Origin of the sequence: Halobacillus sp. A5, assembly GCF_024189315.1 — a bacterium.
Taxonomy (GTDB): Bacteria; Bacillota; Bacilli; order Bacillales; family Halobacillaceae; genus Halobacillus_A.
The window spans coordinates 156,811-176,165 of sequence record NZ_JAIZEO010000001.1 but is presented as its reverse complement, the minus strand read 5'-3'; the positions used below and the strand labels follow the sequence as shown (position 1 = coordinate 176,165).

Sequence of the window (19,355 nt, the reverse complement as noted above, 5' to 3'; positions counted from 1 at the left end):
CTGTTATTCTTCAGCCGGCTCTTCTTCGTTTAAAGCATTTAATATCGTCTCTGCAACCGGAGCGGGGACTCCAAGTTTTGTTATATCTTCAGGGGAAGCTTCCTTTATTTCTTTAACGGATTTAAAATGCCGCAGAAGAAGTCTTCTTCTTTTCTGTCCTACACCAGGTATCTGATCGAGCTCCGATTGTATGGCACCCTTTCCTCTAAGCTGGCGGTGAAAGGAAATCGCAAAACGGTGGACTTCATCCTGAATTCGCTGCACCAGATAAAACTCCTGTGAGTTGCGTTCCAGATCGACCCTTACTGGAGGAGCGCCATAGAGCAGTTCACTGGTTTTGTGCTTATCGTCCTTGGCAAGTCCGCATAATGGAATATCAAGCCCCAGCTCGTTTTCTAACACATCTAAAGCAGCAGTCATCTGGCCTTTTCCGCCATCTATTACAATCAGATCGGGGAGTGGAAGCTCTTCTTTTAATACACGAGTGTAGCGGCGCCGGATAACTTCTCTCATCGTGTCATAATCATCTGGTCCCTGCACGTTCTTCACTTTATATTTGCGGTATTCTTTTTTATTCGGTTTACCATCGATAAATACAACCATTGCAGACACCGGGTCAGTTCCTTGGATGTTGGAATTATCGAACGCTTCAATTCGATGCGGTACTTCAATGTTTAATTTGTTTCCCAGAGTCTCGACCGCTTTAATCGTTCTTTCTTCGTCCCTTTCAATGAGGGCAAACTTCTCTTCAAGGGAAATTTCTGCATTCTTCATGGCTAACTGTACAAGTTCTTTCTTACGTCCGCGCATTGGAATCATCACTTTAGTATCTACAACACCCTCTAATATATCTGTGTTCGTCCCAACAGGTACTAGAAGTTCTTTTGGATAAGGATGATTTTGATGAATGTAGAAACGTCCGATATAGCTGAGAAATGTGTCGTGCGGATCATCAAAGAATGGGAATAATGCCACATCGCGCTCAATTAACTTGCCCTGACGAATGAAAAAAACCTGGACACACATCCAGCCTTTATTATAAGAATAACCAAACACATCCCGGTCAATCTGATCATTCATCGTCATTTTCTGCTGTTCCATCACTGACTTAATATGTTCGATTTGGTCACGGTACTCTTTCGCTCTTTCAAAATCGAGCTTTTCGGAAGCCTCCTGCATTTTATTCTTTAATTCACTTTTAATATCCTTGTGGCCTCCGCTTAAAAAAGAAGTAATGCTTTGGACGATTTCCTGGTTCGTTTCTTTAGAAACATGAAACTCACAGGGTCCAAGACACTGGTGCATATGATAATACAAACAAACCCGGTCAGGCATCGTATTACATTTCCGAAGCGGATATAATCGGTCTAACAGCTTTTTTGTTTCACGTGCCGCAATCACGTTCGGATAAGGTCCAAAGTATTTCCCTTTATCCTTTTTCACTTTACGTGTAACAATCAATTTAGGATGACGCTCAGACGTCACTTTTAAATACGGGTACGTCTTATCATCTTTTAGCATCACGTTATATTTCGGATCATGCTTTTTAATTAAATTCATTTCTAAAATTAAAGCTTCAATCTCAGAGGTAGTGACTATATACTCGAAATCGGTAATCTCCTGAACAAGGCGCTGAGTTTTTCTATCGTGTGCGCCTGTAAAGTAGGACCTTACTCTATTTTTTAATACTTTTGCTTTTCCAACGTAAATAATTGTTTTATGTCTGTCTTTCATTAAATAACATCCAGGCTGTGCCGGCAGAACAGCAAGCTTTTCTTTAATATTGTTATTCATTGTTGCCCACCCCGCTTTCTAACAGGTTCCTTACAATGAAGGTACCACATTCAGGAAATGTTATACAGCAAAAAGCCACGCTGCACGAGCAGCGTGGCCATTTAATTTTTAAATTAAGAATGCTTTGTAATTAATTCAGCTAATGCCTCTTTAGGCTGGAATCCAATAACTTGGTCCACTACTTTACCATCTTTAAAAAGAAGCAGCGTAGGGATACTCATTACCCCAAATTTACTGGCAGTTTCCTGGTTTTCGTCCACATCCAGTTTTACAATTTTAACTTGATCACTCATTTCTTCATCAAGTTCTTCAAGTACTGGAGCAATCATTTTACAAGGACCGCACCACGGCGCCCAAAAATCCGCAAGAACTAGTCCTTCACCAGTTTCTTCAGTGAAATTCTGATCTGTTGCTTTAACAAGTGCCATTATCAAAAACCTCCTCGTTCTTTTAGTCTGTACAAAGTATATCACTTTCTATTTTAACTGACTAACAATTTGTTTATGCAGATAAAAGTGTGAGCAAAGCACGAATCAGCGCGATTTTATAAACAATGATATAAAACCTTATGTCTGTATTTTCCCTTTTTTATTACGAAAAATAAACAGGAAAAAGCGGGGCACAAAAATCGGACTGCTCGAGGGTTTAATGGTTTTGATTTTCATAACAGTAAAAAGTAAAAGCTAAAGCAGACGAGATTTATCTGCTTTAGCTTTGTATAAAATCACTCTTTTTATGCGTTTACCTTAACCTGCTTGATTTCTTCAATCAGCTTAGGTACAACATCGAACAAATCTCCTACAATACCGTAATCAGCCACATTAAAGATATTGGCTTCTGGATCTTTGTTAATGGCTACAATCACTTTAGAGTTTGACATCCCCGCTAAGTGCTGTATTGCACCTGATATTCCGCAGGCAATATATAAATCCGGGGTTACCACTTTACCCGTCTGCCCAATCTGCAGGGAGTAATCACAATACCCGGCATCGCAGGCACCACGTGAAGCTCCCACTGTTCCTCCCAGGATGTCTGCCAGCTCTTCTAAGGGCTGAAATCCTTCTGCACTTTTCACACCACGACCACCCGCTACAATTACTTTAGCCTCTGACAAATCTACTCCATCAGAAGATTTGCGGATAATATCTTTAATAATAGTACGGATGTTTGTAATCTCTACATTTTTTTCTGTGACTTCACCAACTCTAGAGTCGTCGCGCGGCTCTGCAGGAATATTATTTGGACGAATCGTAGCAAAAATGATACCATCCTTAATTTCTTTTTTCTCAAATGCTTTCCCAGAATAAATCGGGCGGGTAAATACGATTTTTCCTCCCTCTGCCAACACTTCTGTCGCATCGGAAATCAAACCAGATTCAAGCCGGCTGGCTAATTTGGGAGTAATATCTTTACCGATAGAAGTATGACCCATGACAATTCCACCAGGAGACTCATCGTCTATTACAGCCTGCAAAGCCTGGCCAAAACCGTCAGATGTATACGTTTTCAAATTTTCATTTGCTACAGTTATGACACGGTCCGCTCCGTGGTAAACCATTTCTTTCCCCATATTTTCTAATTGACCTTCACCGCAAAGGACGCCGACTACCTCTCCACCATCGCTTATGATATTAGCTGCAGCAATTGCCTCAAAGGTAACATTTCTAAGAGTACCTTCACGTGTTTCTCCAATTACCAGTACTTTTTTACTCATCATTAGTCTCCTTTCCAAAAAAACGCTCTTAAAGAACTTTAGCTTCTGACTTTAATAAAGATACTAATTCTTTGACTTGTTCTCCTGTTTCACCTTCAAGCACTTTACCCGCCTGCTTCTCTGGCGGAAGGAAAATTTCTGTAGTTCTTGTTTTTGGTTCTACATCTTCAGCTTCAAGGTCAAGGTCATCAATTTCGAGCTCCTCAAGCGGCTTCTTTTTCGCTTTCATAATCCCCGGCAGCGATGGGTAACGTGGTTCATTTAACCCTTGCTGGCAGGTTACAATTAACGGAAGTGATGTCTCTACCTTCTCTACATCACCTTCGACGTCTCGTTCTATTTGGACGTCACTGCCATTGATCTCTATGTTAGTTATTGTTGTTACGCAGGGCATGCTCAACCGTTCAGCAAGACGAGGTCCTACCTGACCGCTGGCTTCATCAATAGCGACGTTTCCTCCAAGAATAAGGTCAACTTCTTTACCGTCAAAGAACGCCTCAAGAATTTTTACTGTCGTAAATTGATCGCCTTCTTCCAGATCTTCTTCCGTATTGATCAATACCGCTTTATCTGCACCCATAGCTAATGCTGTTCGCAGCTGTTTTTCTGAATCTTCTTCACCAATCGTTACTACTGTTACTTCACCACCGTGGACATCGCGCAGTTTAATCGCTTCTTCTACGGCATATTCATCGTACGGGTTAATGATAAATTCTGCCCCATCATTTTCAATTTTTCCATTAGTAATAGAGATTTTTTCCTCTGTATCAAAAGTCCTTTTTAATAGTACGTAAATATTCATCATTTTTCCCTCCTAAACTATTGATCCTTAAATTCGGGTTTGCGTTTTTCAATGAAAGCCTTTACTCCTTCACGTGCATCTTCGTTTTTAAAGACTTCGGCAAAGGCCTGCGATTCTTTTTGAATTCCTTCCTGCAGCTGGGTCGTGTAAGCGTAAGGAACTAATTTCATCACCTGATTTATGGCAGGTCCGCTCTTAGAAGCGATCAACTGAGCCATTTTTTCAGCTTCCTCAAAAAGATTTTCGTTACTAAAGCTCTTATTGGCCAGACCAGCTGCTGCGGCCTCTGCCCCTGTAATCGGGACGCCCGTTAGAACCATCTCATATGCCTTAGCCGACCCTACGTACCTTGGCAGCCGCTGTGTACCAGCAAATCCCGGAATAATGCCCAGGTTTATTTCTGGCAGGCCAAGTTTGGCATCCTCAGCTACATATCGGATATGGCAGGCCATCGCAAGCTCTAATCCCCCGCCTAACGCGGCTCCATGAATAGCAGCAATAACGGGAATGTGGAAGTGTTCTATTCGATTAAACAGCTGCTGTCCATTACCTGCTAAGCTACCTGAATCTGTTGAACTTTGAAAAGATGTAAATTCTTTGATATCTGCTCCCGCTGAAAAGAACTTTCCTTCTCCTTTAAGAAGGATGGCTTTAATCGTTTTATTGCTTTCGATTTGATCTAATTCTTTAGATAAATCCCTTAAAATTGAGCTGGACAGTGCATTTGCCGGAGGACTTTGAATTGTAATTTCAGCTACGTTTCCTTTAGTTATAACTTGCAAAGTAGACAATCTTTATCTCCCCTTCATTACCGTGGTTCAGCCAGTCCATAGACGATTAAGCTATGGACATCTTTCGCTTGCTCTTCTAAGTTATATTTCTGTTCCTTCATTACCCAATTCGTTACGGCTTCATCCATCATTCCAAAGATAAGCTGGCGTACAAGCCTGCGATTAAGGTTATTCCGGAACAGATTTTCTTGAATCCCTTCATCCACGATGTGATCAATGACTGCTAAATAACGCTTTAAGACGGTATTTATCTTGTAACGCAGCTCCTTATTCGATTGCCGCAGTTCAAGCTGTGTTACAATAGCCAAATGATGGTCGGCAGCCAGTTGTTTAAAGTGAGTTTCCACCAGAGTTAACAGCTTCTCCTCCGCTGACTGCCGGGATGTGGTTTCTTGTTCAACCTTCTCTATGAACTGGCCCATTTTGTCTTGAAAAAGTGAAATTAATATATCTTCCTTATTTTTGAAATATAAATAAATAGTACCATCCGCCACTCCGGCCTGTTTGGCTATTTTTGATACCTGCGAGGAGTGATATCCATTTTCAGCAATGACGACCACTGCTGCGTCTATTATTTGTTTGTACTTCGGTTTGTTTTTGTTCATGTAATCCCCTGCCTTAATGAAAATGAATGAATGGTCATTCATCTATTATATTACATTCCAAAAATAAATCTGTCAATCATGAAAAATCTATGAGCTTTGGAGCGGTTCAGAATCTTCCATTTTCTTTTTTTCTTCTTCCACCAAAGTCCTTCTTAAAATTTTACCTACTGCAGTTTTAGGCAGTTCATTACGGAATTCATACACTCTCGGTATTTTATATGCGGCCATATTATTTCTGCAAAAATCTTCGAGCTCTTCTTCAGTAACATTCTTCCCTTGTTTCTTTACAATAAATGCTTTAACAGTTTCTCCCCGATAAGGGTCAGGAACACCTATAATAACCGCTTCCTGGATGGCTTCATGCTCATACAGTACTTCTTCAACTTCCCGTGGATAGATATTATAGCCGCCGGCAATAATCATATCCTTCTTACGATCAACTACATAAAAGTAACCATCGTCACTCATGTACCCCATATCACCTGTACGCAGCCATCCCTCTTTACTTAAGACCTGGTCCGTTTCTTCTTTTTTATTCCAATAGCCTTTCATCACTTGAGGGCCTTTAACAACTATTTCTCCGATCTCTCCATTTTCAGCCTCTTCATCAGCTTCCATCCTATATATCTTTGCATCAGTATCAGGCCATGGCACACCGATGCTTCCACTCACTCGATTTGTCCAAATAAAATTAGAGTGAGTTACTGGAGAGGTTTCTGTTAACCCGTAGCCTTCCACTAATTTTCCTCCCGTGACCTCTTCAAACTTTTCCTGAACCTCAACCGGCAGGGGAGCCGAACCGCTTATACACGCTTCAACAGATGAAAGATCGTACTTTTTCAAGTCAGGATGATTTAAAAGGGCAATATAAATAGTGGGGGCTCCAGGGAAAAGGGTAGGCTTTTGTTTGTTGATTACTTTTAACACATCTTCCGCTTCGAATTTAGGCATTAGAATCATCCGGTTTCCCATCATCACAGATAAATTCATCACTGAAGTCATCCCGTAGACGTGGAAAAATGGTAAAATAGCCAATACAGTTTCTTTTCCGGCTTCACATTTATAGAGCCACTTCATTGACATTTGGGTATTAGCTACTAAATTGTAATGTGTCAGCATTACTCCCTTTGGAAACCCTGTCGTACCACCTGTGTACTGAAGTAGCGCTAAATCTTCCCTTACATCAATATCAACAGGTGTAACCTGGCCGCTGCTGTCATTAAGCATGTGGGTCCAGAGATGAGTATTTGTTGACTGTTCCGGCATTACAAGCATCTGATATTGTCTTCTCTGAATAAATGGATAAATCTTATTCTTTGGAAACGGCAGGTAGTCTTTTATTCCTGTAACGATGATATGTTCAAGCTCTGTATTTGTTTTAACATTCGCTGCTTTAGGATAAAGCACGTCTAAGCACAATATCATTTTAGCACCCGAATCTTTAAGCTGATATTCAAGCTCCCTTTCCATATAGAGCGGATTCGTCTGAACCACGGTGCCCCCGGCCATAAGCACACCATAATAGGCAATAACGGACTGAGGACAGTTAGGCAGCATAATCGAGACACGGTCGCCCCGCTCTAGTCCAAGCTTCTGTAAATAGCTCGCGAACAGTTTTGTATCTTCATAAACCTCATTATAAGTGAGCTCTTTCCCTAAAAAATAAAGCGCTTTCTTTTCTCCGTATTGAAAAGCACTTTCCTCTAAAAATTGATGGAGCGGTTTTTCATCATACTTTATGCTTGCCGGTATCTCAGGTGGGTAATGCACATGCCATGGACGTGTTCCAATTGTCATTTTACTTCCCTCCCACTGTATTGTAACTTTATTATAACGATATATCCGAAAAATTTGAAATATTATTTAAATTCTTGAAGAAGAAAAGATCCACTAAAAAAATAAAAAGCTTCCATAAGAAGGAAGCTTTTAAATGATTACCATATAGATTACCCCGATAATTATAAATAAAGCTGCAACAACCATCAAAACTTTTGCTAAAGTTTCCAACTTCAGCCTCCTCACATAATATTAGACCCAATTACATAAGAGAGCCCCACTGAGATCACTAATGATATAAATCCTACAGCCCGATTATCAGCTGCAATTTCTTTGTCAATTTTAAAGGAAGGGGTTAAAAATTCGAATATGAAATAACCAACTAGTAAGAGTAAAAATCCATAGATCCCCCACCCCATTGTCTGCAGCAGTGTATCATTGTGCTCGATCGAGTATCTGAAAATATTCGCAATGCCGAATATTTTTCCTCCCGTTGCCATAGACACTGCTATGTTTCCGGATTTAATTTCCTCCCAGTTATTATAAGAGGTCACTATTTCAAAAACTGCCATAAAAACGATTAAGCACAATACAACTACACTGTAGCTTGCGGCTGTTTCTACATATGTGTTCTCCCAGAAGCTTGTCATCTTATTCCCCCTCTGACCTTATTACTTTAGTTCTAGAACGGTCACACCGCTTCCACCCTCATTCATACCTCCAAAACGGAAGGATGAAATGGCACGATGTTTCTTGGCATAATTCTGCACAGCCGTTCTTAAAGCTCCGGTCCCTTTTCCATGTATGATAGAAACAGTTGGATACCCAGCTAAAAGAGCATCGTCTACGTATTTCTCCAGCTGTTTTAAAGCATCCTCATACCGCTCTCCTCGTAAGTCCAGTTCTGGTTTTACGTGATGACTTTTGCCCCTTACAGTGGCCATAGGTTTTTCCTTAGCAGGCTGTTTAGCTTTTACAAATTCAATATCTTTCCGTTTAGCTTTCACTTTCATCATACCTACTTGTATTTGGTAATCATTGTCGCCTATTTGATCAACTATTGTCCCCTGTTGATTTAACGTAAGCAGCTTAACCTCGTCTCCGGGCTTCAATTCTTTCTGTAATTGGCTCGAATGTACCGGCTTGCCGGCCGCCTTCTTATTAGTCAATTCCGGCTGGGCTTCATCGAACATTTTACGAGCTTCGATCCATTCATGCTCTTTTAATTCTGCACTGCTTTTCATGTTTCTGATTTCGCTTACAATCTGCTCCGCTTCTTCTCTTGCTTTAAGAATTGCCTTTTCTGCTTTTTCTTCTGCTTTCTTATAAAGCTTTTCCTTTTGTTCTTCGAATTGCCGCCATTGCTCCTCTAATTCCTGATGAAGCTGTTCTGCTTCCTTGAGTTTCAAATCGGCTACTTCATAATCTCTTTCCGCTTCTCTAGTTGAAGCTTCCAGTGAAGCGATCATATTTTCGACACTTTGAGAATCAACTCCGATATGCTGCTTTGCGATTTCAATAATATTTTCTTCCAAGCCAAGTCTCCTGGAGATCTCAAAAGCATTGCTTCGGCCCGGTACTCCAATCAGGAGACGGTAGGTTGGTCTTAAGGTTTGAATATCAAACTCTACAGAAGCATTCACAACACCTTTGCGGTTATAGCCATAAGCTTTTAGTTCTGGATAATGGGTCGTAGCAATAACACGGGCATCACGGCTGACTACTTCATCCAGAATAGACATTGCCAGCGCTGCCCCTTCCTGAGGATCCGTTCCAGCCCCGAGTTCATCAAATAGCACCAGCGTGCGATTATTTACATGTTTTAAGATCTCTACAATATTAGTCATATGAGACGAAAATGTAGACAAGCTCTGTTCAATAGATTGTTCATCACCTATATCTGCAAATACTTGTTCAAATACGGCAAGCTCCCCTCCATCCATTGCAGGAACCTGTAATCCCGATTGAGCCATTAATGTAAAAAGCCCCAATAATTTTAAAGTTACCGTCTTACCGCCGGTATTAGGTCCTGTAATAACAATAGAGTTAAAGTCACTGCCTATTTCAATATCATTTGGAACAACCTCATCAGGTGAAATAAGCGGATGACGAGCCTGTTTTATTTTCACACGGCCTCGATCGTTCATCATCGGCATGGATGCTTTCATCGCTGCTCCCAGCTTTGCCCTCGCGAACATAAAATCAACATGCCCCAAAACATCAACATTAGTATAGAGAGCGCTCTGTTCTTCAGCAATCGCCTGAGATAATTCAGATAGTATACGTTCTACTTCCTGTTTTTCTTCTACTCTGGCTTGCTGCAATTGATTGTTTACGTCAACGACCGCCTGCGGTTCAATAAAAAGCGTGGCTCCTGAAGCCGACTGGTCATGTACAATCCCTCCAATAGAACCTCGATATTCTTGTTTAACCGGCAGTACGTACCGATCATTTCGAATGGTTACAATCGCATCAGATAACATTTTCGATTTTGATTTCGTATAAGAATCCAGCTTATCTCTAACTCTGCTTTCTGAGGTGCGGATTCTTGATCGAATGGTACGAAGCTTATCTGAAGCTCCATCCATTACGGTCCCATGGTCATCAATACAGCTTTTAATATACCGCTCTAATTCTGACAGAGGCAGTAATCCATTGACTAATTCTCTAAGTATCGGCATCTCAGGCTCTTCCATGTCCTCGATAAACCGTTTTAACTGTCTTCCCCCATAAATCGTACTCGCTATATCAAGACATTCTAATGAACTTAAAATGCCGCCGATCATTGTACGTTTTATACTTGGCTTAATATCAAAAATCCCGCCGAGAGGTATATGGCCCTTTAGCCGGAGTACATGGGCCGCTTCATCCGTTTCATGCTGCAGCTTCACTACCTCTTCCAGCTGCACAGACGGTTTAAGAGCTGCTGCCTTCTCTTTCCCTAAAGAGGAAGCCGTATGCTCCATCAGCTGAGCAATGATTTTGTTATATTCTAAAACTTCTAGAATTCTTGCATTCATAATGGCAGCTCCTTTTGTCTAACTGATTCCAAATCGTTTCTTTAATTGATTAGTCGTCCATGTGTTAATTACTGTTTCTTTTTGCAGCCAGCCTTTACGGGCAGTCCCTACTCCAATTTCCATGTGATCCAGCATAGGGTAGCTGTGGGCATCTGTGTTAATTGCTACTTCCACTTCTTGCTCCTGCGCAGCCCGTACCCACTCAGCATTGAGATCCAGCCGATTAGGATTGGCATTTAATTCTAAGATCGTGCCAGTTTCTTTTGCTCCTTCAATCAACTTCTCAACATTAACACGATACCCTTCCCGCCGGCCGATCAGCCTGCCGGTAGGATGGGCGATCATATTTACATGCTGATTCTCTAAAGCATTTCTTAATCTCTTCATGATTATATCTTCTGACTGACTAAAGCTGGAATGAATCGACCCAATAACAAAATCCATTTCCTTTAAAAATTCATCACTAAAATCAAGTGATCCATCAGGCAGAATGTCCATCTCGATTCCGCAAAAAATATGAAAGTCCTTCATCTCATCGTTAATTTTTTCAATTTCTTCTCTTTGCAGCCGCAGTCGCTTTTCATCTAAACCATTTGCGACACGTAAATATTTTGAGTGATCCGTAATAGCAATGTAGTCATACCCTTTAGCTTGACTCTGGAGTGCCATTTCTTTAACTGATTGAGCTCCATCACTCCAAGTTGAGTGCATGTGAAGATCACCTTTAATATCCCCAAGTTCTATCAAAGATATATTTTCTTTAAATGCTTCTATTTCCCCCGTGTCTTCACGTACCTCAGGAGGGATGTAATTCAATCCAAAGTACTGGAAGAAAGCTTCCTCAGTCTTAAACGTAGTTACATCACCAGTTTCCGTATTCTCGATTCCATATTCACTTATTTTTTCGTTCTTTTGCTTAGCCAGCTGTCTCATGGCTACATTATGATCTTTAGATCCGGTGAAATGGTGCAGGGTTGTAGCAAACTCATGCGGCTCCACTATCCTAAAGTCGACTCCAATATCATATCCTTCATGCGTGATAACTGATACTTTGGTTTCACCAGAAGCAATCACTTCTTTGATTTCTGAATAACTTAATAATTCATCTCTGGTGGCCGCAGCATCCTCTGAAGCAATAATAAAGTCCAGATCTTTAATTGTTTCTTTCATTCTTCTTACACTGCCAGCTTGTGAAAACCTAACAGGAGTTTTCAACCCGGATAGGAACCCTTCTATTTTTTCAGCAATTGGAAGCATTCTCGCAATGGGGAGCCGCTCTGGTCTTGAACCAGCTTCTTCGAGTGATTGGAGCATTTTCTCTGCGGATTTTTTCCCAAATCCTTCAAGCTCTTCTACTTTACCAGCTTCCAATGCTGTCTTTAGTGATTCTGCATCAGTGACTCCAAGCTGTTGATAGAGCTTGGCCAGCTTTTTTCCTCCTAAGCCGGGTAAATCCAATAAGGGAACTAAGCCAGCAGGTACTTCTGCTTCCAGCTGCCGCAAAGTTTCAGATTCACCTTTTTCTACGAATTCCTCGATTACTGCCGCTGTTCCCTTTCCTATTCCTTTCATTTTCTTGAAGTCTTCAATCTCGCTTAAGGAATGATCGTCCCTTTCTAGTGCTTGAGCGGCTTTACGATAGGCTGAGGTTTTAAAAGGATTTTCCCCTTTTAATTCTAAGTAAACTGCGATTGTCTCCAGTAATTGAATGACTTGTTTTTTATTAACTGACATATCTATCCGTCATCCTTTCTAAATTCATAAATCATATTACTCTTTTACTTCCTCTGAATTTAAAACTACAAGAAAAAGCCGCTATTTTGTATAGCGGCTCTTTCTTACCATTTCGCTAGAACATACTTGCCACTTGTTCTATCCATAAATCCTTTAATTGTGCAGACAAGACAGGAGTATGCTCAATGATTAACTGAGCGGTGAATGACCCTTCGATAGCATTCTGCACAGATGTAACAGGTACCAGTGCAGCAAGATAAAGCAAAATAAATACCAGTACATAACGCTGAATAAATCCAAGCACGCCGCCCAATAACCCGTTGATCGAGTTTAGAATAGGGAGGTCTGCAACAAAATCAAGCATCGATGCAACGATTTGCAATATAATCTTTACCCCGAGGAATATAATAACAAAAGCAATAGCATTATAGAATCCTGCTTCAAGTGGAAGATTATCTAAAAATACTGCCCATGAACTGTTTTCCGGCAGATCAGGGTATGGAATCCAAAGCACTAACTTAGGTGCTAAGTCATCGTAGTACAATACACCTACTATAAATGCTGCGATAAAACCAATAAGATGAAACAATTGTAAGATAAAGCCTCGTTTAAATCCTGTAAAAATACCAAGCAGTAAAATAATTAAAATAAGTAAATCAATCATGTTAAGTGTCGTCCTCTTTCTCTAACTTCTCGATGTAGTTTATTAATTCAGTACATTCTTCCTTGAGCTTTATGTACTCGTTCATTGTATTAACAGCTGTCAAAACAGCCAGTTTAGATGTATCCAATGTCGGGTTCGCATCATGGATTTCCCGCATCTTTTGATCAACAAGGTTAGATACCATGCGGATATGATGTGGTTCTTCTTTTCCTATTACAGTGTATGAGCGATTATATATTTCAACGGTTATCCGTTTACGTTCCTGGTCTGATTGGGACACATTCATACCCCCTTGTTTCTAATATCCTACGCTTAATAGTAACATGAAGCCGTTCAAATAGGAAACCAATAAGATTGTTTTCCTTTACAATGCTTTCTTTTGCTATACTAGACGTAGAATTTACTATGAAAGGACTTATCATGTCACAAGTTGTACTCACATTACCTAAAAGTAAATTAACCGAAGTAAAGAATCATTATCGTAATTCACTAAAAAGTAACCCACCGGCCCATGCGGTATTCTCGGCCAAAACTCCTAATTGTACAATTACTGGTTATTCATCGGGGAAGGTACTTTTTCAAGGACCAAACCCCCAGGCTGAAGCAGATAAATGGGGAAATTCCAGTTCACCTTCTATTAAGACGAAGCAAAGTCTAGCCAGATCAAACCATCGCTTTCACCCAGAAGATAGCTTATTTACAAGCTCTCACATAGGATCGGATGAGGCTGGTACTGGTGATTTCTTTGGACCGGTCACTGTAGCTGCAGCTTATATAAAGGAGCATCAGATCGGTCAGCTGAAAGCTATTGGAGTTAAAGACTCTAAACATTTAACTGACAAGCAGATTACACAAATCGCTAAACAAATTGTCGAAATGAATATACCTTATACTTTAATGAGACTTCATAATACAAAGTATAATCAATGGCAGGAGAAAGGATGGAGCCAGGGAAAAATGAAAACACTCCTCCATCATCAGGCCATCGAAAAGCTGCTTAAAAAAATTGAGCCAGAACACCCTGTGGGAATTCTAATCGATCAATTCTCACAGCCTGACGTCTATTTAAAACATCTGCAGTCAGAGAACAAGGACCTTCAGGACAACGTTTACTTTATGACGAAGGCCGAGAGCTATTCCATTGCTGTGGCAGTCGGATCCATTCTGGCACGATCCAGTTTTGTGAAAGCAATGAACCAGATGGAGAAGGATACCGGCTTGCCAATTCCTAAAGGTGCTTCAATGAAAGTAGATAGAGCTGCTGCAAAAATTATTGAAGTTTATGGTGAAGATAAACTTCGCGAGTTGGCAAAAATTCATTTTGCCAATAAAGAAAAAGCAAAGAAGTTACTCAAATGAACTTAAGCGCAGGCTTCCTCACGTATAAGCAGAACGTCCCGGTTTGATTATGACGCGAGTATCTGGGCACTGAAGCTGGATGTCACTCTTTTATAAAAATATATCCACAGTTTGTGGTTTTATAATTTCCTTTACAAAATAAAAAAACGGGCTTATTGCCCGCTTTTTTATGCTCTTAATTCCGCATTATGCTTGTCTTTCACTTCTTTTAATATTTGTTCATGTGCCGCTTCTACTTCTTCATCTTTAAGCGTACGTTCTGGATCCAGGTAAAGAAGACGATACGCAAGCGACTTCATCCCTTCCTCTAAATGTTCACCTTGATAGACGTCAAATACTCGGACTTGTTTAACTAAAGGTGCCCCTGCCTCATAAATTGTTTTTTCAATATGACCGGCAGGAACGGAGTCTTCAACTACGAGCGCAATATCCCGATTAACGCTTGGAAAGCGAGGGATCGTTTCAAAGGCTTCTTCTTTTTGATAGATATCAATTAACATCTCAGCATTTAAGTCAAAAACAAAAGTATCTTTAATCCCCAGCTCGTTCTGAACCTTTGGATGAACCTGACCTACAAAGCCTATGATTTCCTCTTCCGCAGTTGTAACCACAGCTGTACGACCTGGGTGCATGCCTTCTATTTTAGCCTTTGTATATTTAACATCGAGATCAAGCCACTTCATAAGTCCTTCTACAATTCCTTTTACAACAAAGAAGTCGACTACTTTCTTTTCCTGCTGCCATGGATGGGCAAGCCACTCTCCCGTGACAGCCCCGGAAGCACGAAGCATTTCATGAGGCTGTTTAGTCACTTCTTCCTCTTGACTTATAAATACGGTGCCCAGCTCATAATAAGCTATATTCTGCTGTTTACGCGCGCTATTATAGGAAATGGACTGAAGCAGTTCTGGCAATATGCTTAAGCGCATATGACTGTGATCTTCGCTCATAGGCATGGCAAGCTTTACAGGGGTTGGTGTCAATTCTTCTACCTCTTTACTTACCAGCATGGCAGCTTGTTTTTCACTTGTCAGAGAATACGTAATCGTCTCATCCAGCCCGGCTCCTTCAAAGTAGGCTTTCATTCCACGCTTTAATTTTTGCTCCAGTGACAGACCGCCAGCATGAGCCGCACCGCTCGGAAGTGTAAATGGCAGGTTATCATACCCGTAAATTCGCGCCACCTCTTCAAGCATGTCCTCAAAAAGTACAATATCTCCCCTTCTCGTAGGTGCATAGACTAAAAACTCATCCCCATTACTTTCATAAGTGAATTGAAGGCGTTCTAATATATAAGCGATCTCTTCATTTGAAATTTCAGTACCTAAGCGCTCGTTTATTTTCAGTGAGTTCATTTGAACTTTATTTTCCGAACGATCAAGCTGATCGAACTTAGCTGGTCCCTCTAGTACAGTGGCTCCAGCGTATTGCTGAAGCAGCTCACAAGCACGTATGCCGGCGCGTTCCACCCTGTTTGGGTCCACCCCTTTTTCAAAACGTGTACTTGCCTCACTCCGCAATCCGTGATCTTTAGCTGCCTGCCTGACATTTGCAGGGTTAAAGTAAGCTGCTTCTAATAAAATGGTCGTAGTGTTTTCCTGAACTTCTGATTCAGCTCCACCCATTACCCCTGCAATTGCATGGGCATTTTCTCCATTTGTAATGATCAAATGATCCGGCGACAATGTCCGTTCCTGGTCATCTAGAGTTGTAATTTTCTCTCCGCTGCGGGCACGCCTCGTGACCACCCTGGAAGAACCAAATCGATCAAAGTCAAATGCATGAAGCGGCTGGCCATATTCTAATAAGACAAAGTTCGTAATATCAACCACGTTATTTATTGGACGAATACCCGCTGCTGTTAATCGGTTCTGAATCCATAATGGAGATTTCCCTACTTTCACATCCTTAAGAATAAACGCTCCGTAATACGGATTAGCCTGAGGGTCCTCTACCTCTACTTTAACCATCTTCTCCGCTTTTTCATTAGAGGTCTCTACTTCTTCTTCCGCTAGTTTATACTCACGCCCCAGCGCAGCAGCCACCTCATAGGCTACTCCTGCCATACTTAAGCAATCTGAACGGTTAGGTGTTAACCCAAGTTCGATAATAATATCGTTAAGATTCAATAAAGAAACCGCATCATCTCCTAAGTTAACATCTTCAGGGAATACATATATACCTTCCTGGTACTCTTTTGGCACATCCTTCTCGTCTACACCAAGCTCCTGAAGTGAGCAGATCATACCATTTGATACTTCGCCGCGAAGCTTTGTTTTATTGATTTTAAAGTTACCTGGTAAAACCGCTCCCGGTGTGGCTACGGGTACTTTTTGCCCTTCAGCAATGTTTGGAGCTCCGCAAACAATTTGAAGTATTCCTTCTCCTATATCAACCTGGCATAATGATAGCTTCTCTGCATTTGGGTGCTGCTCACAAGAAACCACACGGCCCACTACAATACCCTTTGCAGCCTCAGCGACAGGGTTCACACTTTCTACCTCTATTCCTGTTTTTGTAATAATTTCCGCTAAGTCTTCAGGTTTATAGTCATTTACGTCAATATAGTCATTTAACCAATTTAATGAAACTAACATTGTTATTTGTCCTCCTTACGCCTTATGGTACTGCTTTAAGAATCGTTGATCATTAATGTAGAAATTACGGATGTCATCAACTCCGTATTTAAGCATCGCAATTCGTTCCGGTCCCATTCCAAAAGCAAAACCAGAGTATTCTTTTGGATCATAACCTGCCATTTCTAATACATTCGGATGGACCATACCTGCACCTAGTATTTCAATCCATCCAGTACCCTTACATACGGAACAACCAGTTCCTCCGCATACTTTACATGAAATATCCATCTCAACAGAAGGCTCTGTAAAAGGGAAGAAACTTGGACGGAGACGAATTTCGCGTTCAGCACCAAACATTTGTTTTGCAAATGTGTTTAGAACACCTTTTAAGTCACTCATACGAACATGCTTGTCTACAAGAAGTCCTTCAATTTGTGTAAACTGATGGGAGTGAGTAGCATCGTCTGTATCTCTGCGGTACACTTTACCAGGGCAGATCATTTTAACAGGCTCACTGCCGTTCTTTAAGCCCATTGTTCTAGCCTGGACAGGTGATGTATGAGTTCTTAACAGCAATTCTTCGGTAATATAAAATGAATCCTGCATATCGCGTGCGGGGTGGCCTTTAGGTAGGTTTAAGGCTTCAAAGTTGTAGTAGTCCGTTTCCACTTCAGGGCCTTCTTTTATTTCGAAGCCCATTCCGATGAATAGATCTTCGATTTCTTCCACGATGCTGGTCAGCAAATGCGGCCCTCCCACTTGTACAGGACGCCCGGGAAGGGTTACATCGATACTTTCTGCTTCCAACTGTTTTTCTAAAGCGGCTTCTTCTAATGCACTCTGCTTTTTTTCAATAGCTTGAGCAATATCTTCACGAACATCGTTGGCAAGCTGACCAATAACCGGTCTTTCTTCCTTCGATAATTTACCCATGCTTCTCAAAACCTCTGTTATCGGACCTTTCTTTCCTAAGTACTCAACCCGTACATCTTTTAAATGCTGCACTTCACGAGCCTCATCTACTTTATTTAAAGCTTCTGCTTTTAACTCTTGTAAACGCTCCTTCATCAATAAGCTCCTCCTTTTATAAACTAAAAAAAGCCTCTATCCCTGAAAAAAGGGACGAGACTTATATTATCGTTTCGCGGTACCACCCTTGTTGACACGCATGTGCCCACTTAGATCTTTAAATAACGGACGTAAATCCGGAACGCCAGTCCGGCGTCAGCTCCAGAGTGAAACTTCAATCATTGCCACGCAGAAATGCTTTCAGTCTAAGGCATTTCTCCCTAAATACGTTTGCGCAATCATTTACTAAGCTCTTTCCTCACTTTTACACTATATAACTGTTGATAATTATAGAGAAAGAATTCGCTCAATGCAACCCTAGACTTTGAAATGGTACATTAACACAGCCGCCGCAATTGCAACATTTAGTGATTCAGCTCTTCCGTAAATCGGAATATTGATATTCTGATCTACTTCTTCCAGTAAGGAGGATTGTATGCCATTCCCTTCATTCCCCACCATTAATGCAATGTTTGAGGAAGGATCTAACTGTTTGTAGGATATTGAATCCTCTAAAGTAGCCGCGTAGACGGATACGCCGTCCACACGCAAACTAGGAATAACATGCTCTAAGTTATCCTGAATAACCGGAAGATGAAAAATTGAACCCTGTGTAGCCCGGATCACTTTTTCATTAAAGACGTCCACAGAGCCTTTTCCAACAATAACCTGCTCATAGCCGGCAGCATCTGCTGTCCGAATTAGCGTACCCAAATTGCCGGGATCCTGGACAGCATCTATTAATAAAGAATATGAAACAGGTTCATATTTATGGGGATTTATTTTTACAACGGCTGCAGTACCTTGTGGAGTTTGTGTTTCAGCAATTTCATTAAATACTTTTTCATTCACATAAGTTACAGGAACTTCTTCAGACTGATAGAAAGTTATACCTTCCCGCAGTATGACTTCTTCTACCGTCCAATGACTCTTAATGGCTTCCTCCACTAAGTGATTTCCTTCTACTAAGAATAAACCCTCTCGTTCACGATATTTCCTCTTCTGGAGCTTCTTCCATTCTTTCACTTTCTGATTGGTTAATGAAGTAATCATAGCCGACCTCAATTTCATTTTATTTTCAACCTTATAATACATAGGAGGGACGTAATTGGTCAAACTAAACGTAAACACAGATGGAGGTAGAACACATGGACTTAAATTTAAGACAGGCTATTCTTTCAAATGTTTCTGGTCATAACGCTGACCAATTACAAGCAACAATCGATGATGCTCTTCAAAAAGGGGAAGAAAAAATGCTTCCCGGTTTAGGTGTATTTTTCGAAATGCTTTGGAAGGAATCCGGAGAACAGGATCGTCAGGAGATGCTTGAAACCTTAGAAAAAGGTTTAGCTGAATAAAGGTTATGTAAGCATTTCACTTCAAAGGAATGCTCAGGCTGTCGAGACTTTCTCGACAGCCTTAATTTTTATTCTCATTTAAGAGGCCTGG

General features: G+C 41.0%; 17 protein-coding genes and 1 other annotated feature. Of the genes, 2 read left to right on the top strand and 15 right to left on the bottom strand.

Features of this window, described 5'->3' with window-relative positions; translation table 11 throughout:
• Nucleotides 1–3: 3 nt before the first annotated feature.
• From uvrC to zapA, 12 genes are all read right to left on the bottom strand, one after another.
• A complete protein-coding gene (gene uvrC, locus LF822_RS00900; RefSeq protein ID WP_253922085.1) occupies nt 4–1,794 on the bottom strand; it encodes an excinuclease ABC subunit UvrC in 1,791 nt (596 codons plus the stop codon).
• 113 nt (nt 1,795–1,907) lie between these two features.
• Nucleotides 1,908–2,222 carry a thioredoxin gene (gene trxA / locus LF822_RS00895; protein WP_082233655.1) on the bottom strand — a complete coding sequence of 105 codons (315 nt, stop codon included), beginning with the start codon at nt 2,220–2,222 and terminating at the stop codon, nt 1,908–1,910.
• Between the two features lie 305 nt (nt 2,223–2,527).
• Complete coding sequence (locus LF822_RS00890; protein ID WP_253922084.1) at nt 2,528–3,508, bottom strand: electron transfer flavoprotein subunit alpha/FixB family protein; 981 nt, start codon at nt 3,506–3,508, stop codon at nt 2,528–2,530.
• 28 nt (nt 3,509–3,536) lie between these two features.
• Nucleotides 3,537–4,310: an electron transfer flavoprotein subunit beta/FixA family protein gene (locus tag LF822_RS00885; protein WP_253923423.1), complete on the bottom strand. Its 774-nt coding sequence runs from the start codon at nt 4,308–4,310 to the stop codon at nt 3,537–3,539.
• Between the two features lie 17 nt (nt 4,311–4,327).
• Nucleotides 4,328–5,101 carry an enoyl-CoA hydratase gene (locus LF822_RS00880; protein ID WP_253922083.1) on the bottom strand — a complete coding sequence of 258 codons (774 nt, stop codon included), beginning with the start codon at nt 5,099–5,101 and terminating at the stop codon, nt 4,328–4,330.
• Between the two features lie 17 nt (nt 5,102–5,118).
• On the bottom strand, nt 5,119–5,706 hold the full coding sequence (locus LF822_RS00875) for a fatty acid metabolism transcriptional regulator FadR (protein ID WP_253922082.1): 588 nt from the start codon (nt 5,704–5,706) through the stop codon (nt 5,119–5,121).
• 87 nt (nt 5,707–5,793) lie between these two features.
• The gene (locus tag LF822_RS00870) at nt 5,794–7,503 is read right to left on the bottom strand and encodes an AMP-binding protein (RefSeq protein WP_253922081.1); all 1,710 of its coding nucleotides are present in this window, start codon (nt 7,501–7,503) and stop codon (nt 5,794–5,796) included.
• A 221-nt stretch (nt 7,504–7,724) separates the two neighbouring features.
• A complete protein-coding gene (locus LF822_RS00865; RefSeq protein WP_253922080.1) occupies nt 7,725–8,132 on the bottom strand; it encodes a DUF350 domain-containing protein in 408 nt (135 codons plus the stop codon).
• A gap of 21 nt (nt 8,133–8,153) precedes the next feature.
• Entirely contained in the window at nt 8,154–10,502 is a 2,349-nt protein-coding gene (locus LF822_RS00860; RefSeq protein ID WP_253922079.1) for an endonuclease MutS2, read from the bottom strand.
• A gap of 18 nt (nt 10,503–10,520) precedes the next feature.
• Complete coding sequence (gene polX, locus LF822_RS00855) at nt 10,521–12,236, bottom strand: DNA polymerase/3'-5' exonuclease PolX (protein WP_253922078.1); 1,716 nt, start codon at nt 12,234–12,236, stop codon at nt 10,521–10,523.
• 115 nt (nt 12,237–12,351) lie between these two features.
• The gene (locus LF822_RS00850; RefSeq protein WP_253922077.1) at nt 12,352–12,900 is read right to left on the bottom strand and encodes a CvpA family protein; all 549 of its coding nucleotides are present in this window, start codon (nt 12,898–12,900) and stop codon (nt 12,352–12,354) included.
• Between the two features lies 1 nt (nt 12,901).
• The gene (zapA, locus tag LF822_RS00845; protein WP_253922076.1) at nt 12,902–13,186 is read right to left on the bottom strand and encodes a cell division protein ZapA; all 285 of its coding nucleotides are present in this window, start codon (nt 13,184–13,186) and stop codon (nt 12,902–12,904) included.
• 134 nt (nt 13,187–13,320) lie between these two features.
• Between zapA and rnhC the strand changes: the two genes are divergently transcribed.
• Nucleotides 13,321–14,259, top strand: a complete 939-nt coding sequence (rnhC, locus tag LF822_RS00840) for a ribonuclease HIII (protein WP_253922075.1) — start codon at nt 13,321–13,323, stop codon at nt 14,257–14,259.
• Nucleotides 14,260–14,426: 167 nt separating this feature from the next.
• Here rnhC and pheT read toward each other — a convergent pair whose 3' ends face one another.
• The 3 genes from pheT to LF822_RS00825 form a co-directional block, all read right to left on the bottom strand.
• On the bottom strand, nt 14,427–16,856 hold the full coding sequence (gene pheT, locus LF822_RS00835; protein WP_253922074.1) for a phenylalanine--tRNA ligase subunit beta: 2,430 nt from the start codon (nt 16,854–16,856) through the stop codon (nt 14,427–14,429).
• 15 nt (nt 16,857–16,871) lie between these two features.
• Nucleotides 16,872–17,906 (bottom strand): phenylalanine--tRNA ligase subunit alpha, encoded by a 1,035-nt coding sequence (gene pheS, locus LF822_RS00830; RefSeq protein WP_253922073.1) that lies wholly within the window; start codon nt 17,904–17,906, stop codon nt 16,872–16,874.
• 47 nt (nt 17,907–17,953) lie between these two features.
• Nucleotides 17,954–18,175, bottom strand: a binding site (T-box leader).
• A gap of 49 nt (nt 18,176–18,224) precedes the next feature.
• A complete protein-coding gene (locus tag LF822_RS00825; RefSeq protein WP_253922072.1) occupies nt 18,225–18,977 on the bottom strand; it encodes a TrmH family RNA methyltransferase in 753 nt (250 codons plus the stop codon).
• 77 nt (nt 18,978–19,054) lie between these two features.
• On the opposite strand from LF822_RS00825, the gene sspI reads away from it, so the two are divergent.
• On the top strand, nt 19,055–19,264 hold the full coding sequence (sspI, locus tag LF822_RS00820; RefSeq protein ID WP_253922071.1) for a small acid-soluble spore protein SspI: 210 nt from the start codon (nt 19,055–19,057) through the stop codon (nt 19,262–19,264).
• The last annotated feature ends 91 nt before the right edge of the window (nt 19,265–19,355 follow it).